The following is a 17,054-nucleotide window of genomic DNA, read 5'->3' on the forward strand; positions in this document are numbered from 1 at the left end:
GGAACATAATATGAAAAAGATTGCAATATATATAGCTTCCATACTGTTGTTGGGGGCAAGTACCGGGTGTAATGATTATCTCGACAAAGAAGTCGATCTATCTCTGTCTGATGAGCAGGTATTCAGCAGTTATGAAAATACACGTGGATTTCTGGCGAATGTTTATACTTATCTGCCTGATGCTTTTGCCGGATATACCAATGGTCAGTTTCTGGCAGCATCACGCGATTGTATGACAGATAATGCGCTGTCGTTTTGGGATGTGCATTATTATCACAGTGTGCTGACCGATAGTTACTCGGCTGCCGATCACCCCTTCTCTAAGACTTTCTGGCCAAATGATTTTAAAGCTATACGGGCAGCCAATCAGTTTATGAAAAATGCAAGACAGACGGTGGTTGGTAATGCTGAGAAAGAAGGAGATGATAATCATCTGTATGAGCGTTATGTAGCAGAAGCCCGTCTACTCCGAGCAATATTTCATTTCGATATTGCTTGCTGGTTCGGAGATGTGCCTATTATCGGTAACGATGAAAACGGTCAGCCCATTGTATTTGACCCGAGTGATACCGAAGGTATGAATATGGCCCGTACAAATTGTGCTGATGCCTTGAAATGGATTGCAAATGAATGTGATTCGGTCATAAATAAGCTGCCGTTTCGTTATAGCAATGAAGATGAAAATTGGGGACGGGTAAATGGAGCTACAGCTTATGCTCTTAAAGCCAGAGCCTTATTATATAGAGCTTCGGCTTTGAATAATACAAACAATGATGTTACTTACTGGCAGGAAGCAGCAACGGCAGCACTTGCATTTATAACAAAGAACAGCAGCCAGAGTGATCCATATAAATTGTATACGACCAGTGATAATAATTCGAGTAAGAACTATTACGAGTGTTTTGTTACAACTCCGTATTATAATGATGAGTATATTCTTACCCGTTCGGTTTGGAACACATATCAGATTGAGTTGTTTCTTGCTCCTTGCGGATTTAGTGGAACGGCTAGTTCTACAGGACGTACAAATCCGACTCAAAACCTGGTGGATAGTTATGAGACCATAAACGGACTACCGATAGATCAGGATCCAACTTATAACGATCAGAATCCCTATGCCAACCGGGATCCCCGTTTGGAGCAGACTATCCTTCATCATGGTTCTATATGGGGTGATCCTTTGCAGGAAGAGCAGCGTAAGGTAGATATATCTTATCCAGATGGGTTAGATTATCAGCAGCTGCATGGAGGAACATTGACCGGATATTATACGAAGAAGTTTTTGAATAATATGTCATTTAAGAGTCCTTCAACTTATAATCATGCGTGTCCGATATTCCGTTATGGTGAAATTTTACTTAATGCTGCCGAGGCTATCAATGAGGCATATGGCCCAGATCAGGCTTATCAGTATGTAAATCAGGTTCGTGCCCGAGTAGGAATGCCTGCTTACAAGGGAATGACTAAAGATCAGCTTCGGGAACGTATCCGTAACGAGCGTCGTATCGAATTTTGTTTTGAAGATCATAGATTCTTTGATGAGCGTCGATGGAAATTGTTTCAGGGACAGACTGTAAGCACAGAAAAGAACCTGCCCCGATACAAACAGGTGTATAATATTTATGGGGTGACCATTACTCCTGATGCTTCTACAGTGTATACATACGGATCGGCACAAAAGCACCCCACAAGGGCATTTAACAGTCCGAAGAATTATTATTTCCCTTTACCCGAAACTGAAGTTAAAAAGGCTCCGAACCTGAAACAGAATCCGGGATGGGAACTATCTACTTCAACTGAATAAATAATGTCAAATGGAGAAAAATCTAAAAGAAAAATATATGAAACTCTATAAATGGTTTGGCTTGCTGATTGGCTGCATAGTTCTTTCGGCGGCATGTAGTGACGATGATAAAAATTTCGGGGAGTTAGGGGTGATTATAGAAACGCCGGTAGCTTCCGATACAACTTCGTCTTCGATACAATTGAAAGCGACATTGGAGGTTGCAAATGATGTAGTACTATCGAAAAGGGGATTTTGTTATAGTACAAAAGAAAATCCTGATATTTACAGTGCCACTGTGGTAGCTGATGGAGATAAAATTTTTGCAGCCACTGTTGATGGTCTGCTTGTGAATACCACTTATTATATCCGTGCATTCGTCATTCTATATAATGGAGGAGTAGCTTATTCGCCTCAGATAGCAGTAGCAACAGGGCAAGGAACATTGGAAGAACAATTGGCTCAATATAAAGCACCGACTTATCTTGATAATTATGCGAGTATTTCGGCTTGGAGTATGCGCAGTCAGTGGAATTTATCTAATGTGCATGATCCTACGGTGGTATTGGCAGATGACGGATATTACTATATGTATCAGACCGATGCTTCGTATGGAAATGCCCATACAGCCGGAGGGCATTTCCATGGGCGCAGATCGAAAGATCTTGTAAACTGGGAATATCTTGGCGGAACTATGAAATCGTTACCCAGTTGGGTTGTTCCGAAATTGAATGAAATACGAAAAGAAATGGGCTTGAGTGCTACTACCGGAGAAGGCGATTTCGGTTATTGGGCTCCGTGTGTACGTAAAGTCAAAAGCGGATTGTATCGGATGTATTATTCGATTGTGTGCCCCGGCTTATTGAATGGTGAAGGCACATGGGGTGAGCGGGCGTTTATTGGGCTCATGGAAAACTCCGATCCTTCGAATAATGACGGCTGGGTAGATAAAGGATATGTAGTAACTAACGCTTCGGATAAAGGTCTCCATTTTAATATATCATCTACAGATTGGGCTAATGCTTATTATAAGTGGAATGCTATTGATCCGTCTTTTATAGTAACTCCGGCAGGAGAACATTGGCTGATCTATGGATCATGGCATAGTGGTATTGTTGCGATGCAGCTCAATTCGGATACAGGTATGCCCAAACAGACACTAAGTGTTCCATGGGCAGAGGGCAAGGCACCCGAAGAATATGGCACTCTGATATATACCCGTGGGGCTGGTAATCGCTGGCAGGCGAGTGAAGGTCCGGAGGTTGTTTACAATGTCGAGACCGGATATTATTACCTCTTTATGGCTTACGATGCATTGGGTGTTCCTTATAATACAAGAGTAGCCCGTTCGAAAAGTATTACCGGTCCTTATCTGGGTATAGATGGAGTAAATGTTACTGGGGGAGGGGATATCCTTCCGGTAGTAACACATCCTTATAAATTTTCGGGCAGTGATGGTTGGGTAGGTATCTCGCATTGCGCTATATTTGATGATGGAAAAGGTAATTGGTTTTATTCATCGCAAGGAAGACTTCCCGAAAGTATTGATAATACGATCATGCTTGGGCATGTGCGAAGTATGCGTTGGACGAAAGACGGATGGCCGTTGGTTATGCCGGAGCGTTACGGAGCTGTTCCGAAAGTAGCTATAACCGAAGACGAATTGGTCGGTAATTGGGAGCATATAGATATGTCATATAGTTATGGCAAGCAAAAAGAATCGTCTGTGATGACACTGACATCGGACCATAAAGTATCTCTTGGAACATGGAAGGATGCTTCGTGGAGCTATAATGCAGATACCCAAGTGCTGACTGTCAATGGTGTAGAGTTGTATTTACAAAGAGAAGTGGACTGGGAGGCTGTACCCCGCACTCACACCATTGTGTATGCCGGATATGGAAGTAATAATAAAACATATTGGGGAAAGAAAAGTAAATGATAGTGTTAAGTATTTGATCTAAAAAAAATGATATTTATTAAAAGAGCCGACTTTAAAAAGCCGGCTCTTTTACTTTTTATTTAATGTTCTTATTATATTTGTATGGAAACTGAAAGACTAAAAACTGCATTTAAGGGAGAATCAGGAAATGATAACCATAGATATTGAAAAAGAAAGCTGCATAAAGTGTGGTAAATGTGTAAGGGTATGCCCTGCTTATATTTTGACGCAAGAAAATCCGAAAGATGAAATCGGACGGAGAAATATTCATACTTGTATTGCTTGCGGGCATTGTGTTGATGCTTGTCCGACAGACTCTGTCATTCATTCTGAATTTCCGGCTCAAAAAGTTCATGTCCTTAAAAGGGATATTCTACCAGATCCCGATCAGTTAATGGAGTTGCTTAGAGCCCGTCGGTCTAACAGGGCATTTCTTTCGTCAGCAGTACCCGAAGAATATTTACGGCGGATTGTAGATGCTGCCCATCTTGCTCCTACCGCTAGCAATGGCCAGGAAGTGTGCTTTACTGTTGTGACCAATCCCGATTTACTGAAAGAAATATCGGAGATTACAATCAACACATTCGAATCTACGGTTAAAAAAATATCAAACCCTCTTATCAAGCCAATTTTAGGATTTATATCACCCGATGCTAAAGGTGCTGTTCCGAAATTGAATGCTGTAATAGCGAAGCAGCGCAGCGGTATAGATGCTATATTACATGATGCAAAAGCAGTTTTATTTATTCATACTCCGGCATCTAGTAACTTTGGACGGCAGGATGCTAATCTGGCTTATCAGAATGCATCCCTTATGGCTGAAAGCTTAGGTGTATCCCAATTTTATACAGGTTATGTTTGTATAGGAATTGATCTTGATAAAAAGAGAAAACTGAGTCAATTATTGAACATCAAGGGAAAAATACATGCAGGTATGGCTTTATCCATGCCCGCTTTCAAATTTCAGAAATATACCGAGCGTAAAGAGGTAGACCTTACTTTTTTGTCTTGAAATATAGATGCAAAGTGTAAAGATGAAGTTTATTCGTCTGATGAAAGTTCGTTATAGAGTTCTTTGAGTCGTATGCGCAAATGTTTTGTGGCATAATGCTTACGAGACAGCAATGTATTTACTGAAACACCGGTGGCTTCGGCAACTTCTTTAGCTGATAAACCATCTATCTCCATAAGTTCAAAGGCTTCCTTTTGTTCTGGAGGCAATTCTGACAAGGCAAGTTCAAGCTCATCCCAGACCAAAGAACGTATGTATTCAGTTTCGGGGGATGGGGATTCTTCGTTGAATAAAAATTCAGCAAAGTCCTGTAATACTTCTTCTCCTTCATTAGTCGAATATATTGGTAATTCTTCTTCTGTTTTTTTCTTACCTCTGTTAATTATTGTATTTCGTGTTACTCGATATAGCCATGCTGAAACCTGTTCGATAGGATTCAGGGTTTCATCTACAGTTTTTACCAATTGAAGAAAAACATCCTGAAGGATATCTTCTGCATCGGCTTTGTTGGATACTCTTTTTCGAATAAAAGCTTTTAACTGAGGTTCGTTTTCGGAAATTAGTTGATTGATATTTTGATTATTGGTCTTTTCCAGATTCTTCATACATTGCTCTATCAAAAAATTGCCTGTTCATCATGCCGAAACGTCTTCTTTTTTCTACAAACTCTTTTCGCTGTTCGGGAGTCATTTGTCTCCAGCGTTTGTGAATAGGATTCTCTCTGTGATGAAAAAAGCCACCTCTACCTCCAAATCCTCCGAAAAGGATACGTGAAAGAACCCATAAGCCTAAAGCTTGCCAATAATTAATGACTGTCAATCCGAATATAGAAGGTATCAGCGAATTCCACAGCAGCATAACTACCAGTCCGGCAATTCCTAAAATTAATATTCCTCCTAATGAAAATTTAAAAAATCTAGCTTTCATATTATAAATAATGAAAAGTATTTAATGATTATATATAGTAAATGAGTGTAAGATGTATATTAACTCATTTACTGATAGATGAATAGGTGGTCGACCTTATTTTTATTGAGTTGATAGAAAATCGGAAGGCTAATTTAACTAACCTTCCGATTTTTTAATTTGTTGTTATTCGGCTGATTCATTTTGGAAGTGGCCTCTTCCGTGAAATCCGAAACCCGATTCGAATCCATGATGGAAAAAGTGTTCCTTCATCATTGCATGCCGTTTTTCGAATTTACTTTTCAGATCTTCAACAAATTTTGCTTTTTCTTCAGGTGTTTTGCTCATCCATTCTTCGCAATGAGCATCAATATGTTCAACCGAAAAAGGATTTCTGTCGCAATCTTTACCTTCTTTGAATGCAGTGATCCGTTTATTGACCATTTCTAGTTTTTCATTGTCCGGCATTTTTTCCCATTCTTCAATAAGTTTTTTTCTGTCATCAGCATCAAAATGTTTTTTTCCGAAGAAACCTTTTCCAAAAAAATCTTTGGTTATCATATTATTATAAGTTTAAATGTTTTTATTAAATAATTATCAGAGTGCACTCTCTATTAATGCAGACAACCGAGACTCAAAAATATTTTATGTGTGATCAAAAAAAATATATTTTAACGTTTAATAAGATCTTCTTTCTGACCCGAAATACCATGAAATTGGCATGTACTAATGGTGATAATACTATACTTGCCACCAATATAAAGTAAGTTCCCCAGGCATATCATTTGGTCTTATCTTTAAAGAACTGATACATTAACCACATACCCGGCAAATAAAAAGGGGCAGTCATAGCAGTAATCAATGCACCGAACATCAGCCTTTGCGTTAATTCTTCTAACATTAATGTTGCAAACTTAATATCAACATTTGCTGTATATTTTAGCGAAAATAGAGGGTAATCGTCAGGATTTACTTCAAATCCGGCAACATACATATCTCCTATAATCCAACAAATTGCAGCAAAAATAGCGGAAGCAAAAGCCCATTTTATTTTTGTCTGATAATTCATTTCGTGTCTTTATATTATTAACTCATATCAATCGACATATCCTCCCATAATATTATCATCAGTAGATTATAGAAAGTATAACTTATCTGAAAGAATACATTGGAAGCTCTAATCAAAATTTACAGATATGGGAGAATATTAAGTAAGCGATTAAATAAATAATAAAAATACCTAGCGACCATGCAAAATATTTCAAAATATATCTTTTTCCTTTTTTGAATGGTACTAAAAATAAAAGATTAAAAATGAGTATGATTAGAGCAGCTATGAAATTTATGGTGGCTAAAAAGCTGCAGAATATAACAGCGAAGCAGGCCGGCTGCCAAACTATTCCAACCAATAATCCATACAATCCACCTGAAAAGAAGGTAATGGGTAAAATCCACAGAGCATATACAAAACCTTTCTTTATTTGACCGGAAAAGAATTTCCATACATTTACTTTAAGAAGCTCTTGTACCTCATTTTTCTTGAATACTTTATCTTTGTTTTTTTCCAGATATTTTTTTCGACCAGTATATCTCGGCCACCAAATAAAAAATCCGGTGATGGTTAATATGAGAGGAATCAACCCCCCGATTAATGCCGATATGCGAGTTATTATTCCTCCAAACGAACCATAATGGATAGGTTGTATCCACGATAGATAAGCATGAACCACATTGGGTAAATCAGTTTCAGAATTGAAAAGTATTTTACCCGAATATTGATCAACCGTAGAAAGCACCTTTCGCCCCTCAGCCATTTTCGAAGGACTTTGGGCATTAATTAAATATGCCCCGGTAGAATCCTTCGGAAAAATAATGGCTGTGACTGTAGCATTGGGTTCAACCTCCTGAAAAGAATCTAAGATATTAGCGAGTGGAAGTGATTGTGCCTCTACCGAATAATTCGATTTTGCACCAAAGATATTCATCAATATTTGAGGCGAACTTCCTGCAAACATAAACATCAGAGGTAAAATCAATATATTGAGCACAAAAACACATCCGCTTAATGAAAGCATAGATACTACAGGAAAAGTAAATACTCCCAGAATATTGTGCCACGAGCGATTCTGTTGAGTAAACGAAGACGAAAACTTTACCGTAAGAGACGATTTTATCTGCTTTATCTTTTTAGGAAGCCATAATCGGATACCAGTAATAGATAAGATTAATAATATTAATGAAGCTGCTCCTACAATATAACGTCCGACACCCGGGATCATCAGTGAACGATGGATATCCATCACAGAACCCAGAAAACGACCAAAACGAGGGCGCGAATCAAGCACTTCCCCTGTATATGGGTTAATAAATACCTCTGTTTTATAACCATCCTTCAAAATTCGATAGGTTGGATGCTCCGATCCTTTATTAATCATAATTGATTCGGCACCCAGTTCCGGATAAAGTTTCTTTACGAGAGGCAAAATTTCGCCATAGTCTTTATACGTTCCGTTTGCCTGAACGGTAAATAACTCAGGATTCATTTTCTGATCGATTTCGTCCTGAAAAACAAGAATACTACCCGTAATCCCGACTACCGAAACTATCAATCCGGCAATTAATCCTAAATAAAGATGCCACTTGCCCCACCATTTACTTTGGTGGCTTGCCCATTCCTTAATAGTCATACTACCTGTTCTTTCGCTATTTTAGCATGCTTCCATAAAGTTAGAGTAAGCAAAATGTTAGTAATTACAATTAACGATAATAAAACAACCTGAGAAAGATTGAAAGGCTTTTCAACGGCAATAGCCTCTATCATATGAGCAATATTTAGTAACAAGAATAAAATACTCCAGACTAAAGCGCTCCATGATAGCACTTTTGATGAAAAATTCAAGAATAATACCGATAGGATGAAAGGTGAGATTGATACTAATATTGTAAATATATGTATGCCCAAAGGAAGAACACCACTGGCGTCTACAATATCCATGCTTTTTCCATAATAAATTTCGAACTGATGTAACGAATTGTGTAGAATAAAACAAATACCGATTAATAACCAGTAAAAAATTATTTTAGTTGTTGTATGCATGTCTGTTATTTTATAAATGATTTATAATTACTCTTTGAGTTAAATAATGATATGAGGGTATTAACAGTTGTCTGTATTATTACAGACCTTTAATACCCTCATTATATTGATGTGCTAAAATGCAGAATGGTAAACTGATAGTAGCTATTAATCAGCTTTTACTACAAGTTTACAAAATCCCCAGACTACTCCACCCGAAGCTACATTGAAGGCTTGTGTAGCTGTGTTGTTATCACCCAGAACATAATAACCGTTTTGATCTGAATTATTTACAACTCTAAAGTAAACTTTGTCATCAATAGCAGTTATAGCTTGTGCACACTGGAAAGGATAAGTTGTTAAAGGGATATTTGATATTTTGGTCGGACCTCCAGCAATATTTTCTTTATTAAACGAATAGTAGCTATACGATACATCTGTTAATAAAGAAGTGAAAGCCAGAGCCTGAGAGCTCATTAATGTATATAATTTATTGTCTTTTACACAAACAGTGCCAAAAGATGTTCCTTTTGTATAATCATCAGCTTTAATAATCCAATCACTATCAAAATCACTAGATCCTTTTTTGATTCGTACAATTGCCGATCCGTTAATAGCTCCGGTTGCACCAAAGCCGTGCGAACAAAAGTACAATGCGCCATCATCTCCCAAACTCCACATCTGATTTTCATTTCCTGGATATCCGATATAGCTGATACCTTCGCGACGGATTGTTTTTTCATACTTTCCGGTAGCAATATCAACTACAGCTAATTGAACAAAACCCAAGGGTGTGTTTGTGAAAAAATTTCCTTTTTGTTCGCCTGTATTAGAGAAAATATCTACATATAACTTGCCTTCTTTTGCAGTAATAAGAGATGTTCCTACATCCTGATAACCATATTGTGTATCACGAATATCGCTCAGATCTACATCTCCTGTACGAGCCATTGTAGAAGGATTAAATTTTTGGATTTTTAAAAGGCTTCTATCGGCATCTACATAAAAGCCGAGAGTATCATTATAAATATAATAATTAGAATTAAGTCCCGAAGAAATTCTAGCGTCTTCAACAAGGTTTCCTGATGCATCAATAGAATATCTGATCAAATCGTCTTTACTTTGGCTTGCCAAGCTTGAGCGTTTAAATACCCATTTGCTGGCACTCTTCATTCCATTGGTTTGAATAGCCAGTGATCCGGTTTTGATATTATCAATGCTACCCGAAGGTATTTCTGTATAAGTGGTTGCATAGCCAACATAAGGAGATGCAGTCATATCTCCGGTTAGCAAAACATAATAATTGGTACTGTTTTCTTCTATCGCAGGAGTGTCGTCATTATCAGAACAAGCTGATAAGAATATTCCTGCTAAAAAAAGAAGAAGTAATGAGTTTATTTTTAAATTTTTACGCATTATGGAATTTATTTAAATTAATAAAATGTTAATTAATAGCAAAACTTATTTTTACATGAGCGCTGCGTCCTGCATTCTGAATGCGGTAGTTATCATATATTGCAGCGTCAAAAATATTTTTCATTTCAAAACTTAGAGCTAAAGTGCCTGCTCTATTCAATTGCCATGTACATCCTATACTATGTAAGTTCTGATCAGGAATTATTAATGCATCGACATTTACACCGGGTTTTCCCCATAAGCCTAAAAATCCGTCAGGTTCATATTCTTTTGGAATATAATTCAGGTAATATTCTCGAACAAAACCATAGTTCCAGTAAACAGATAGCTGGTCTTGCTTTCTTAATACATTATTGAAGAAAATATTTGCGCCTAAATTTGCAAAAAAATAGGGAGTATTACGAAGTCTGGCTCCTTCGTAAGCAGCGTCCGATTGTCCGAAAAGTCGAAAATCCTGATAAGTGAAATTACCGTTGATCTTCAATCGGCGGAAAAAAGTATACGATGCATCGAATTCCATTCCCAGTCCTTTTACTTTATTTACATTCTGATACTTTCCCGTAACTCCGGTATTGATCAAAAGAATAAGATCGTATGTCCGACGATAGAATAAATTCAGATCGGCAGTAAACGAAGATGGAGTAGAATAGTATACTCCTAAATTAATGTTGTAGCTGCGTTCAGGCTTAAGTAAGAAGTTAGCTTCGATAAAAGATCCATCACCGAAAAAATCAGACTGTTCGGGTAAGCGAACTGTTGATTCAGCCGAAAGTCGAACGAAAGAATAATTTGAGAATGAATATTTAAGGGCTTCACCTATTCCAAAACGATCTGTAGATTGTTTATCCCAGCCCTCTTCAGCAGACCCGTAAGACCCGCTATATCCTTTTCCCTTTGCACTAAAATATTTTAGTAAGAGATTGTTGGTTATCTTTCCCTCCATGAAAAAAGATTTTAAGCCCAGAGCTAGGATTAGCTTTTTGTATTTTGCAGGAGTCGACAAAACATCTTCTCCGGATTGGGGATAGGTGTCGCCAAACGGATTAGAACCTGTACGTGTAATTTGAGAATATACAATATTTAATTCAGCTTCGTGCGATGGATGAAACCGATAAGAAGCATTTGTTCGCGAAATAAAGTTTTCGTATTGAAGCTTTGTTAAGCTGCCATCATTAGTTGCTTCTCCATTCCGAGAGGGCACAGATGTGAAATTGCCATACCAATCGTAAACACCTTTCACTGTATCGGTGTAATTAGAGTGTAAAGTATTGTATACAAGGAACTGGTCGAGCTTGAGTCGGTTATCAAACAATTTCTTTTGGTATCTTAGCGTCGGGATTACAGAATGCGCTCCACTTGTGACTTTACCGAAAGGGGTATCCATGGTTACTCCATAGTTATTATCTCTGTCGATATTGAAATATGTTAAACCGAAACGTAGCTCATCTGCCCATCTTTGATTACGAACTCCCCCAAATAATTCACCGTATACATTCGAAAAGCTGTTATGAAACAATGGCCGTTTTTCGCGATGACTTACTGCCGTTTCCGAATCCACAATAGGTACAGATACTTTATAGTCGTTATCCGAATGATTATAGAAGAAATCTCCTCCGATAAAATATTTACCGGAAGCATCTGTTACAGACGTTCGCAAAGATATGCGGTGGGTGTTAAAGGAGCCATACTGATAAGACATATCTAAATTTCGGGGAGAGCCATCCTGACGGGTTACTATATTTACACCACCGCCTAGCGCATCGGCACCCAAAGCAGTCGGTAAAACACCTTTGTAGACTTCAATGCGGTCGATTTGATTTATAGGAACAAGGGAAAAGCTGAAAGCCGAACCTAAATAGTCCATCGGAATACCATCTTTAAAATATTTAATGGCTTTTCCTTCAAATCCATTCATCATTAAGTTTACACTCGAGCCTAACCCTCCAGTTTGTCGTACCCTTAATCCCACTGTCCGGTTCAGAAGTTCCGATAGATTAGCTGTTTGTACACTGACCGATTTAACATCAACAACTGTTGTCTTAATCGCTTGCTGTTCTATTATTTTAGATTTAGAAGCACTTGTTACTAATACTTCGTTCAGACTAACATTTTTGACTGAGTCATTTTGGGCATAAACACCACTTGTAACAACAAAAACCATAGCAAATAAAAGAAATCTCATTCTTTTTTTTTGTATGTAAAGTTAGCCTCCAAAAAGGGGGAGGGATATCGTCAGACGGATTATCAATAACGTCAAACGGATTTTTTATATTTGCATAAAATATATAAAATGATGAAACGGGAATATAATAATAAAGATGAGTATTTAGTAGAGAATATTCCGCACGATTATAGTATAAAAGAACACATAGAAGACTCTTTTGTTGAGTATAACAGTTCGTTAAATGAAAATAATATATCAGGAATATTCAGGAAGATAAAAATTAACGGAATTTCTATCGATTATATTGATGTGAGGCATAAAGGCCCGATAGAAATGGATGTTAAACAAGATGGTGATCATCTCGAAATTTGTTTCGAATTGGATGGGCATAAACATTATGTACAAAATAATGGAGATTGTCTGGAAACCCTTAATGGTCGATATAGTTTTTTCTATTTTAAAGAATTAGATGGGAAACTTTCATTCTTCCCCGAAAATGGAAGTAGAAGAAGCATCGAAATAGAACTGTCTATTGCTTTTCTGACTAGATTGTTAAACAATGACCTTAGTGTATTAGGTGAGTTTGGAGAAAAGTTACAGAAAAAAGAAAATACTGTTTTTATTAATAACTCTACGATTAGTTTACAGATGAGAAATATTCTGAAAGAATTAATCGATCCATCGCAGAAATTATCAGGTGTATTACGAAAAATAGCAATAGAATCACTAATCAATGATTTAATTTTGCTTGTAGTTTTACAGGTGAAAGAAATGTCGCAAGAAGCTCTGACTGTTTCATCATTATCACACGAAGATATAAATAAGATATACAATGCAAGAGAAATAATTCTAGAAAAGATCGACGATCCTTGTTCGCTGATGGAACTGGCTCGATTATCCGGTATAAACGATTTTAAATTGAAGAAAGGATTCAAGGAAGTTTTTGGAACAACAGTTTTTAAATATTTGTTTGATGAACGAATGGAGCGTAGCAAAACTCTCCTATTGGAAGAAAAACTGACAATCTCAGAAATTGCATTCATGATCGGATATAAAAACCCTGCACATTTTACAGCAGCATTTAAGCGAAAATTCGGATATCTGCCTAGTGATTTAAAGAAGTTTTTTTGAAATTAATCAATAAAACGAATATCCGAATTCCTTAAGTTATATGGTAAGCTATTTCTCTATTTGCATCTTTATCATTTTTGCAAAAATTCCATTTTGTTCTTTCAATTCTTCAGGTGTACCCATCTCAGCGACACCACCTTTATTTAGTACTACAATTTTGTCTGCATTCGCAATAGTTCGCATACGGTGAGCAATGATCAATACTGTTTTATTTCTTACTAAAGATGAAATCGCAGTTTGTATTTTGGTTTCATTCTCTACATCGAGCGAAGCTGTAGCCTCATCCAACAAAACAATAGGTGCATCCTTCAACAAAGCACGGGCAATAGATACTCGCTGACGTTCTCCTCCCGATAAGGTTTCTCCATTCTCTCCTATAACAGTTTGATAGCCTTGTGGCATTTTTCGGATAAACTCGTCACATTGGGCAAGCTCTGCTGCTCGTATCACGTCTTCATCGCTCGCACTTCGCCTCCCTATTCGGATATTGTCCATTATGGAAGCATTGAAAAGAACTACATCTTGAAAAACTACTGAATAGTTTTTTAATAGAGTTTCGGGTTCGACAAGACTAATATCTTGTTTACCTAGCAATATTTTGCCTGATTGAATGTCCCAGAAACGAGCTGCAAGTTTGGCTGCTGTGCTTTTGCCGCTACCCGATGGACCAACCAATGCTGTAATTTCACCTTGTCGCGCTGTGAAAGAAATATCTTTCAATATCTGCTTACCCGATTCATAAGAGAAAGCTACATTTTTAAATTCAATATTATAATCGGATGGATTAAAATCTGTCACGCCCTGTTGGATCGGCAATGCTTCCATTTCATTCATCCTATTAATGCGGATGTCAAGATAAAACAAAGCTGCCAGATTGTTAAAGACTTCCGAGACTGGAGCATATACCCTTGACCCTATTACCATAAAAATAAGATACGCAAACAAATCGACATCCCCTGTTGCCAATAACTTAGCACCAACAATAATAACACTGGCTAGTCCCAGTTTCAATAGGCTTTGTGCTCCGTTTACAAGGACTCCTGTCATCAATTCGCCTTTTGTTTGTGTCTTCTCGTATCTATTGATCTTCTCATTTAAGTTTTTGAGATAATCTTCTTCCTTATTGTAGGATTTTATTTCCTGAACCGCTTCTAAACCTTCTTGTATATGTTCACTTACATTCCGCTTATCCAGATAACTATCTTGGAAATCTTTTCGTATCTTCTTTTTTGATATCAATAGAATAGCAAAGGCTAATGGTACAACCCAAAATAGAGCCAAGGACAATTGCCAATTATAAAAAAACATACCACAGGCAATAAGCAGTATACTAATAATTGAGGCTAAGAGTTGTGGCACAGCATGAGAGAATGTATGCTCCAAATCGGTACAATCGTCCATAATAGTCGATGTCAGATCTGATAAATTCTTTTCGCCAAAGAAAGCCAAGGGAAGTTTTCTTAATTTTTCGGCTAATGATATGCGTCGGTTAGCACTCTCTTCGTATACATTAGTGAAAGTGCTTTGATATTGCCAAAGAGCCATAGTATACATGATCAGCATAAAAATGAGGGCAAGAATAATGTAATAAACTATTCCGTGTATTATAGTAGCCGAAGGGTTAAGTATGGGGTGAAGGTAGTCTTCGAGAAAAACAAAAGTAAATACAGCAGGTAACATCAATACTATATCCAGTAATGTTGTAAAAAATACACCCTTACAAAAATCTTTAGCTCCTTTGATTGATAGAGCAAAACGTTGTCTAATTATTTCAAGCATTGTGTGCCTCCTTTCCTATTGTCCAGCGAACTGATTGCTGGTATTCGTTCCACATGTGTAAATAAATTCCTTGTTTGTTAAGTAGTTCGTTATGTGTACCTTGCTCTACTATTTGTCCTTTGTCTATTACCAGAATATTATCTGCATCCACAATACTGGTCAAGCGATGAGCGATTATCAACACAGTTTTTCCTCGTGTTAACTCTTTCAGAGCCTTATGTATCAAGTGCTCATTCTCAGGGTCGGCAAACGCCGTAGCCTCGTCTAATAGTACAATCGGAGCATTTTTCAATAGCGCCCGAGCTAAAACAATACGTTGTCGTTCTCCTCCTGACCGGTAAGTCCCCTCTACTCCTATTTTCGTTTGTAGTCCTAAAGGTTGTTTGTCTATTATCTCCCGACATTGAGCCATGTCCACAGCTTGGCTTACCTCATCCATTGTTGCATCTGGATTCCCATATTTAATATTCTCCAATAGTGTTGTTTTAAAAAGCTTTGTATTCTGAAACACAAAAGATATTTTATCCATCAAATCTTCTGAAGCAATATCTTTGACATTGAAACCGCTAATGGACACTTGTCCCTCACCTGCATCCCAGAAACGCGGAATAAGGCGGGCAATCGTTGTCTTCCCACTTCCCGAAGCTCCAACCAAAGCTACTGTTTTGCCTTCGGGGATAACAAAACTTATCTCATCGACAGCTTTTTGCTTAGCATCGGGATAAGTGAATGAAACTTTATTAAATGCGATATCGTATTTTTCCATTTTTTTCGGATTGACTGAAATAGGTAGAGACGCAAAAGATGTCAGATTATCAAGCCGTTCTATTGCCTCGATCGCTTGTCCAAAAGCTTGATTGAGATACATACTTTTCATAATACTCTGAGAAAAAACAGGGGTTACCAACACAAATAGAAAGAAATTAAGTAAAACCGAAGTATAGTCTCCCGAATAACCAATTAATAAAATGGATATAGGTGCCAGAAAGAAAACAAATCCATTGATAATAACTGTATATATTGACATTGGCTGCTTCCACATAATAGTATAACTATATACCATCTGATTGTAACTCATTATTGCTTTATGAAAATTCTTAAACGAATAGATTGTCTGCTGAAAGACTTTGACCACTGGAATTCCTCTTACATACTCCACTGCTTCGGTGTTCATTTCTTCGAGCGAAGTCATATAGCTTTTCATGAATTGCTGGGATTTGCAACCCATCATAGATGTCATAAGCATAAAAGAAATTATAATGGGTATCACACATGCGATTCCAAGCTGCCAGTCGAAAATGAAAATAAAGATAATAGCCACAACCGGAATTATTATTGTAGCAGCAAGATCTGGCAGCTGATGCGCCAGAAAACCATGAGTAATACTTGCATTGTCATCTATTATCTTTCGGATACGGCCACTGGTATTGCTATCAAAGAATCCAAGTGGCATTTTTATCACTTTTCGCATAGCTTCACTCCGTATGTTAGACTCTACTCTGAATGCTGCAAGATGCGATGACATCAGAGCAGCAAAGTATAGAATAACACTTCCGGCGGCTGATCCGGCAGCCCACCATGCATAAATTGTCACATCTTCCCCTGAAATACCTCTCGTTTCCAAAAGATTTTTGACTATAAGCCAAATAAAAATAAAAGGCAGCATACCCGCCAATGCACTGAATGCTGAAAGCACCATGGAGACAGGAAGAAGTATCTTCCGGCTCCCCATGTAACGTTGTAATTTTTTTAATGTATTCATACGATCATATTATATATTTACTAAGTTAAGTTTAATCAATAGCGAACAATGTTCTATTTTGTTCAAAAAAGAAGGGAGGCCAT

Annotated in this window: 14 protein-coding genes; 4 read left to right on the forward strand and 10 right to left on the reverse strand. The window is 37.5% G+C overall.

Features of this window, described 5'->3' with window-relative positions; genetic code table 11:
• Positions 1-10: 10 nt before the first annotated feature.
• The 3 genes from AABJ51_RS02440 to AABJ51_RS02450 all read left to right on the forward strand — a co-directional run bounded on the left by AABJ51_RS02440 (position 11) and on the right by AABJ51_RS02450 (position 4,737).
• A complete protein-coding gene (locus AABJ51_RS02440) occupies positions 11-1,804 on the forward strand; it encodes a RagB/SusD family nutrient uptake outer membrane protein (RefSeq protein WP_338374262.1) in 1,794 nt (597 codons plus the stop codon).
• Between the two features lie 37 nt (positions 1,805-1,841).
• Positions 1,842-3,725 (forward strand): arabinan endo-1,5-alpha-L-arabinosidase, encoded by a 1,884-nt coding sequence (locus AABJ51_RS02445; protein WP_338375925.1) that lies wholly within the window; start codon positions 1,842-1,844, stop codon positions 3,723-3,725.
• Between the two features lie 148 nt (positions 3,726-3,873).
• On the forward strand, positions 3,874-4,737 hold the full coding sequence (locus tag AABJ51_RS02450) for a nitroreductase family protein (RefSeq protein WP_338374263.1): 864 nt from the start codon (positions 3,874-3,876) through the stop codon (positions 4,735-4,737).
• Positions 4,738-4,766: 29 nt separating this feature from the next.
• Here AABJ51_RS02450 and AABJ51_RS02455 read toward each other — a convergent pair whose 3' ends face one another.
• The 8 genes from AABJ51_RS02455 to AABJ51_RS02490 form a co-directional block, all read right to left on the reverse strand.
• Positions 4,767-5,342 carry an RNA polymerase sigma factor gene (locus tag AABJ51_RS02455; protein WP_338374264.1) on the reverse strand — a complete coding sequence of 192 codons (576 nt, stop codon included), beginning with the start codon at positions 5,340-5,342 and terminating at the stop codon, positions 4,767-4,769.
• Entirely contained in the window at positions 5,317-5,664 is a 348-nt protein-coding gene (locus AABJ51_RS02460; RefSeq protein WP_338374265.1) for a hypothetical protein, read from the reverse strand. The genes AABJ51_RS02455 and AABJ51_RS02460 overlap by 26 nt, the downstream gene beginning before the upstream one ends.
• Positions 5,665-5,829: 165 nt before the next feature.
• Complete coding sequence (locus AABJ51_RS02465; RefSeq protein ID WP_338374266.1) at positions 5,830-6,204, reverse strand: hypothetical protein; 375 nt, start codon at positions 6,202-6,204, stop codon at positions 5,830-5,832.
• 220 nt (positions 6,205-6,424) lie between these two features.
• Positions 6,425-6,712, reverse strand: coding sequence for a hypothetical protein (locus AABJ51_RS02470; protein ID WP_338374267.1), 288 nt, complete (start codon positions 6,710-6,712; stop codon positions 6,425-6,427).
• Positions 6,713-6,824: 112 nt separating this feature from the next.
• Positions 6,825-8,330 (reverse strand): PepSY-associated TM helix domain-containing protein, encoded by a 1,506-nt coding sequence (locus AABJ51_RS02475; RefSeq protein WP_338374268.1) that lies wholly within the window; start codon positions 8,328-8,330, stop codon positions 6,825-6,827.
• Positions 8,327-8,638 (reverse strand): hypothetical protein, encoded by a 312-nt coding sequence (locus AABJ51_RS02480; protein ID WP_338374269.1) that lies wholly within the window; start codon positions 8,636-8,638, stop codon positions 8,327-8,329. The genes AABJ51_RS02475 and AABJ51_RS02480 overlap by 4 nt, the downstream gene beginning before the upstream one ends.
• Before the next feature lie 249 nt (positions 8,639-8,887).
• Positions 8,888-10,135 carry a DUF4374 domain-containing protein gene (locus AABJ51_RS02485; protein WP_338374270.1) on the reverse strand — a complete coding sequence of 416 codons (1,248 nt, stop codon included), beginning with the start codon at positions 10,133-10,135 and terminating at the stop codon, positions 8,888-8,890.
• A gap of 28 nt (positions 10,136-10,163) precedes the next feature.
• Positions 10,164-12,317, reverse strand: a complete 2,154-nt coding sequence (locus tag AABJ51_RS02490; protein ID WP_338374271.1) for a TonB-dependent receptor plug domain-containing protein — start codon at positions 12,315-12,317, stop codon at positions 10,164-10,166.
• Between the two features lie 108 nt (positions 12,318-12,425).
• Between AABJ51_RS02490 and AABJ51_RS02495 the strand changes: the two genes are divergently transcribed.
• The gene (locus AABJ51_RS02495) at positions 12,426-13,430 is read left to right on the forward strand and encodes a helix-turn-helix transcriptional regulator (RefSeq protein WP_338374272.1); all 1,005 of its coding nucleotides are present in this window, start codon (positions 12,426-12,428) and stop codon (positions 13,428-13,430) included.
• A gap of 48 nt (positions 13,431-13,478) precedes the next feature.
• Here the strand turns inward: AABJ51_RS02495 and AABJ51_RS02500 are convergent, their stop codons facing one another.
• Both AABJ51_RS02500 and AABJ51_RS02505 read right to left on the reverse strand, forming a co-directional pair.
• Positions 13,479-15,209, reverse strand: coding sequence for an ABC transporter ATP-binding protein (locus tag AABJ51_RS02500; RefSeq protein WP_338374273.1), 1,731 nt, complete (start codon positions 15,207-15,209; stop codon positions 13,479-13,481).
• The gene (locus AABJ51_RS02505) at positions 15,202-16,971 is read right to left on the reverse strand and encodes an ABC transporter ATP-binding protein (RefSeq protein ID WP_338374274.1); all 1,770 of its coding nucleotides are present in this window, start codon (positions 16,969-16,971) and stop codon (positions 15,202-15,204) included. Before AABJ51_RS02505 ends, AABJ51_RS02500 begins: the two co-directional genes overlap by 8 nt.
• Between the last annotated feature and the right edge of the window lie 83 nt (positions 16,972-17,054).

The sequence above is a fragment of the Indolivaga capnocytophagoides genome (assembly GCF_036511535.1).
Classification (GTDB): Bacteria; Bacteroidota; Bacteroidia; order Bacteroidales; family Dysgonomonadaceae; genus Dysgonomonas_A; species Dysgonomonas_A capnocytophagoides.

What these genes read in the sequence shown, in the direction of transcription:
- AABJ51_RS02440 (WP_338374262.1), top strand. Translation starts at nt 11, where the DNA reads ATGAAAAAGATTGCAATATATATAGCTTCCATACTGTTGTTGGGGGCA.
- AABJ51_RS02445 (WP_338375925.1), top strand. Translation starts at nt 1,842, where the DNA reads ATGAAACTCTATAAATGGTTTGGCTTGCTGATTGGCTGCATAGTTCTT.
- AABJ51_RS02450 (WP_338374263.1), top strand. Translation starts at nt 3,874, where the DNA reads ATGATAACCATAGATATTGAAAAAGAAAGCTGCATAAAGTGTGGTAAA.
- AABJ51_RS02455 (WP_338374264.1), bottom strand. Translation starts at nt 5,342, where the DNA reads ATGAAGAATCTGGAAAAGACCAATAATCAAAATATCAATCAACTAATT.
- AABJ51_RS02460 (WP_338374265.1), bottom strand. Translation starts at nt 5,664, where the DNA reads ATGAAAGCTAGATTTTTTAAATTTTCATTAGGAGGAATATTAATTTTA.
- AABJ51_RS02465 (WP_338374266.1), bottom strand. Translation starts at nt 6,204, where the DNA reads ATGATAACCAAAGATTTTTTTGGAAAAGGTTTCTTCGGAAAAAAACAT.
- AABJ51_RS02470 (WP_338374267.1), bottom strand. Translation starts at nt 6,712, where the DNA reads ATGAATTATCAGACAAAAATAAAATGGGCTTTTGCTTCCGCTATTTTT.
- AABJ51_RS02475 (WP_338374268.1), bottom strand. Translation starts at nt 8,330, where the DNA reads ATGACTATTAAGGAATGGGCAAGCCACCAAAGTAAATGGTGGGGCAAG.
- AABJ51_RS02480 (WP_338374269.1), bottom strand. Translation starts at nt 8,638, where the DNA reads ATGGATATTGTAGACGCCAGTGGTGTTCTTCCTTTGGGCATACATATA.
- AABJ51_RS02485 (WP_338374270.1), bottom strand. Translation starts at nt 10,135, where the DNA reads ATGCGTAAAAATTTAAAAATAAACTCATTACTTCTTCTTTTTTTAGCA.
- AABJ51_RS02490 (WP_338374271.1), bottom strand. Translation starts at nt 12,317, where the DNA reads ATGAGATTTCTTTTATTTGCTATGGTTTTTGTTGTTACAAGTGGTGTT.
- AABJ51_RS02495 (WP_338374272.1), top strand. Translation starts at nt 12,426, where the DNA reads ATGATGAAACGGGAATATAATAATAAAGATGAGTATTTAGTAGAGAAT.
- AABJ51_RS02500 (WP_338374273.1), bottom strand. Translation starts at nt 15,209, where the DNA reads ATGCTTGAAATAATTAGACAACGTTTTGCTCTATCAATCAAAGGAGCT.
- AABJ51_RS02505 (WP_338374274.1), bottom strand. Translation starts at nt 16,971, where the DNA reads ATGAATACATTAAAAAAATTACAACGTTACATGGGGAGCCGGAAGATA.